The following is a 1,042-nucleotide window of genomic DNA, read 5'->3' as shown; positions in this document are numbered from 1 at the left end:
ATTCTCTCTTGAAGCTATCTTTGCAATAGATTTATGTGCTTATTCGGTCATGAGCAATCATACCCATCTAGTGCTTCATGTGAATGAAGATGAAGCGAATAATTGGTCTATTAAACAGGTACTTGAGCGCTGGCATCATCTACATAAAGGTACTCAGTTCACGCAAAAGTATCTAGAGAACAAAACCTTAGAGGAGTTTGAACTAGCCTCTGTTTATGAGAGCTGTGAGAAGTACCGTAAACGTTTAATGGACATAAGCTGGTTTATGCGGGAGCTAAATGAATCTGTAGCACGTATGGCTAATAATGAAGACAAATGTACAGGACGATTTTGGGAAGGTCGCTTTAAATCTCAAGCCTTGTTGAATGAAGCCGCGCTAGTATCATGTATGGCTTATGTCGACTTAAATCCTGTACGTGCAAAGATGGACAAGACACCTGAAGCTTCAAAACATACAAGTATCAAGACTCGTATTGAAGTCGCCAAAGCGAATCAGACGCAACCCAAAAACTTATTTCCTTTTATTGGCTATGAAAGAGAAGATCAGCCAGAAGGTTTGCCTTTCAAACTAGCAGATTATCTAGAATTGATTGATCTCACTGGAAGAGTTGTTAGGGAAGATAAAAGAGGCTCTCTAGATATCTCGCTTGCTCCTATACTCCAGCGAATTAACCTCACGTCAGAGCAATGGATAGAAGTAACGACTGGCTTTGAGAAACACTTTAAAGCAGCAGTTGGTTCAGAAGCTTACTTAGCTGAGTTTTGTGAACATACGCAGTTGCAGCGGCGATCGGGATTAGCGGCTTGTAAACGGCTTCTTTCTTAGGTTTAGCTCACTAAATTCAGTTCTATTTTAATTAAACCTTAATATCGTTAACGCGAAAACTTCTGTCGTTTCAAATATGAAAATTTTTATAGAACGCCTTAAATTTAACCATTAATTTTTAGAAAGCTTCCTATTACCCAATCATAAAATGCTAAAAAGATCGAAGTGAGTGATGTTCAGGTGATGTTGTGTTTAATCTCTTTTAGAATGGCTGAT

1 protein-coding gene is annotated in these 1,042 nt (G+C 38.5%); it reads left to right on the top strand.

All coding sequences use genetic code 11. The annotated features are described in order from the left end of the window. Positions 1 to 16 precede the first annotated feature (16 nt). Positions 17 to 826, top strand: coding sequence for a transposase (locus TW85_RS25105; RefSeq protein ID WP_238326296.1), 810 nt, complete (start codon positions 17 to 19; stop codon positions 824 to 826). Positions 827 to 1,042: the final 216 nt, after the last annotated feature.

The sequence above is a fragment of the Marinomonas sp. S3726 genome (assembly GCF_000967665.1).
Taxonomy (GTDB): Bacteria; Pseudomonadota; Gammaproteobacteria; order Pseudomonadales; family Marinomonadaceae; genus Marinomonas.
Note: the sequence above shows the minus strand (reverse complement) of the source record. Positions and strands in the feature narration are given on the sequence as shown.